The following is a 3,507-nucleotide window of genomic DNA, read 5'->3' on the forward strand; positions in this document are numbered from 1 at the left end:
AGGGGCGGATCGAGTTTTTGGGGAGGTCTGACGACCAGGTCAAGTTGCGGGGTTATCGCATCGAGCTGGGTGAGGTCGAAAGTGCGCTGACGGCACTCCCGGGCATTACCGCGGCGTGTGCGCTGATCCGCGAGGACCGGCCAGGTGACAGACGTCTGGTCGCGTATGTGGTGGTTGATGCCGAACAGTCGGTGGACGCCGCCGGGCTGCGCCGGGGTCTTGCGACGGCACTGCCGGAGTACATGGTTCCGGCCGCGTTCGTCGTCCTCGACGCGTTGCCGCTGCTGCCCAACGGCAAGGTCGACCGCCGCGCCCTGCCCGCACCCGAACCGGAGACACACCGGGTCGGTGGGCAGGCACCGCGTACCGACGAGGAAAGGATCCTGTGCGGGGTGGTCGCCGAGACACTCGGCATCCCGGAGGTCGGTGTCGACGACGACTTCTTCGCCCTCGGCGGCGACAGCATCCTGTCGATCCAGGTCGTCAGCAGGGCACGTAACGCGGGACTGGTGATCACGCCGCGCGACGTCTTCGTCCACCGCACCGTGGCGGTGATCGCGTCGGTCGCCCTGCCGCTGGGTGCGGAGCCGGAGACCGCGGCCACGCCGGGCATCGGCGAGGTGCCGCTCACGCCCATCGCCGCGTGGTTCCTCGACCGGCCCGGCACGCGCGACGGTTACAACCAGTCGAGCGTGCTGCGCTCACCGGCCGGAGCAACGGAGAGCGACATCGCCTCGGCGCTCCAACTACTCCTGGATCACCACGACATGCTGCGGCTCCGGGTGAGTGGAACACCCGGCGGGCGGCCCGGTCTCGAAGTCCTGCCACAGGGCGCGGTGAGCGCCCGCGCGCGGCTGACACGGGTCGACATCGCCGGGCTCGACGGCGCACGGACCGATGCGGTGGTCGCCGAGGCCGCGGAGGCCGCCCGCCTGCGGCTGCGGCCCGGCACGGGCGGCGTGCTGGAGGCCGTCTGGTACGACGCGGGGCCCGACCGGCCCGGTCGGCTGCTGCTCGTCGTCCATCACCTCGCGGTGGACGCGGTCTCGTGGCGCACCCTCACCGCAGATCTGGCCACCGCCTGGCAGGCGGTCACCGCCGGCGCGGCGGGCGACACCTCGCCCCTGCCGCCGGTGCGTACTTCCTACCGTAGATGGGCGGAGCTGCTGGTGGCCGATGCGCGGAGCGCCGAGCGCGCCGCTGAGCTGCCGCTCTGGCAGGAGATCCTGCGCACCGAGGACCCGCAGTGGGGATACCGACCGCTCGACCCGGACCGGGACACCGCCGACGGTGTGCGGACGCTGACGGTCACGCTGCCTGCGCAGTGGACACGGCCCCTGCTGACCACCGCGCCGGCCGCGTTCCACGCGGGCATCAACGACGTGCTGCTGACCGGCCTCGCCCTGGCGATCGCCGGGTGGCGTGCCGAACGTGGGGGCGCGGGCGGGTCGGCCGTACTGCTCGACCTGGAGGGGCACGGCCGTGAGCAGATCGCCGAGAGCATCGACCTGTCCCGTACCGTCGGCTGGTTCACCAGCATGTACCCGGTGCGGCTCGACCCGGGGCCGGTGAGCCGCTACGAGGCGCGGGCGTTCGACGGCCCGCTCGTCGACCGCGCGCTGAAGCGGATCAAGGAGCAGTTGCGGGCCGTACCGGACCACGGCATCGGCTACGGCCTGTTGCGTCACCTCAACCCGCGCACCCGCGCCGTGCTCTTGGACGCGGTGACGCCGCAGATCGGCTTCAACTACCTTGGTCGCTATGCCGGTTCATCGGCGGCGGGCAACGCCGGGGACTGGCAGCTGCTCTTCGACGGGGGCGGACCACGCAGCCAGGACCCGGACATGCCGGTCCATCACGTGCTGGACATCAACGCCTACACCAAGGACCTGCCGGAGGGGCCGCAACTGGTCGCCGGCTGGACCTGGCCGACGGATCTGCTCAAGGAGGAGGACGTCGAGGAACTCGCCGAAGGCTGGCTGCGGGCACTGCGTGCCGTCGCGGAACACGCCCAGGCGCCCGACGCCGGCGGTTATACGCCCTCCGACCTTCCGTTGGTCTCGCTCAACCAGGCTCAGATCGATCGACTGCAGAACAAGCTGCAGAACAAGTGGGGTGGACGCAAGTGACCGGGTTCCAGCTGCAGGACGTCCTGCCGTTGACACCGCTGCAGGCGGGCATGCTGTTCCATGCCGTGTACGACTCCGAGGCGGTGGACGTCTACACCGCGCAGTTCGTCTTCGACATCGAGGGACCGGTCGACGCGGCGGTGCTGTACGCGGCCGTCAAGGGACTGCTTCGCCGGCACGCGAACCTTCGGGTGGGGTTCCTCTACGAGGACCTCGACGAACCGGTCCAGGCCGTCGCCGTCGAAGTCCCACCGGTCTTCGAGGAACTCGACTTCGGCGCGGGCGACGACGCCGAGCGCGCCGAGCGGCTCGCGACGTTCCTGGCCGTCGACCGCACGCGGCGTTTCGACCTCTCCGAACCGCCCCTGATGCGGTTCACCCTGATCCGGATGGCGCACCATCGCTACCACCTGGTCATGACGAACCATCACCTCCTCCTCGACGGCTGGTCGATGCCGCTACTGGTACGGGAACTGTTCGAGCTCTATGCGCGCGGCGGAGACGGCGGCGCGATGCCGCGCGTCGCCCCTTACCGGGACTACCTCGCCTGGCTGGCCGCCCAGGACCGTACGGCCGCGGCCGGCGCCTGGCGCGCGGCCCTCGCCGGAGTGGCGCAGCCGACCCTGCTGGCCGGGGACAAACCGGCCTCCGCGTCGTCGGGCGAGCTGCCCGAGCAACTGGTGCTGAACCTGGGCGCGGCCACCACCGCCCGCCTGCGGGAGACGGCCCGCCGGAACCGCTTGACGCTCAACACGGTGGTGCAGGGCGCCTGGGGGGTCCTGCTGCACCAACTCACCGGACAGGACGACGTGTTGTTCGGCACCACCGTCTCGGGCCGGCCGCCGGAGATCCCCGGTGTCGAGACCATGGTCGGCCTGTTCATCAACACGATTCCGGTCCGCGTCGGCATACGCCCGGACGACACCCTGGCAACGCTGCTGCGCCGGATGCAGGACGAGCAGGGCCGGCTCCTGGGCTCCCAGCACCTCGGGCTGACCGAGATCCGCGCCCTGACCGACCTGGACGACCTCTTCGACACGCTCGCCGTGTTCGAGAACTACCCCATGGACGCCGAGGCGCTGCGACAGGCCCAGGAGGGCCTCCCCGGCCTGCGGGTCACCGGATTCCGGGGCACCGACGCGGCGCACTATCCGCTCACCCTCACCATCGCGCCGGGGGATGACCTGCGGATCACCTTCGGCCATCGCGCGGACGCCTTCGCATCCGGGACCGTGCGGCTGATGGCCGAGCGGCTGCGGCTGCTGCTGGAAGCCTGTGCCGAGGACCTGGAGCAGCGTGTCGCGGGCCTCTCGGTGCTGCTCGACGGAGAGCGGGCACGGCTGCTCGACCAGGGGAAGGGCGCCCCCCTGCCGGGCGG

2 protein-coding genes are annotated in these 3,507 nt (G+C 71.1%); both read left to right on the forward strand.

The features are described 5' to 3' along the window. A partial coding sequence (locus tag ACO1BR_RS38360; protein WP_426799739.1) for a condensation domain-containing protein occupies positions 1-2,129 on the forward strand: 2,129 nt, incomplete at its 5' end. After that, positions 2,126-3,507, forward strand: a 1,382-nt coding sequence (locus tag ACO1BR_RS38365; RefSeq protein ID WP_426799740.1) for a condensation domain-containing protein, incomplete at its 3' end; no start/stop codon positions are given. The genes ACO1BR_RS38360 and ACO1BR_RS38365, both read left to right, overlap by 4 nt.

Source organism: Streptomyces sp. YGL11-2, assembly GCF_050054615.1.
GTDB lineage: Bacteria > Actinomycetota > Actinomycetes > Streptomycetales > Streptomycetaceae > Streptomyces.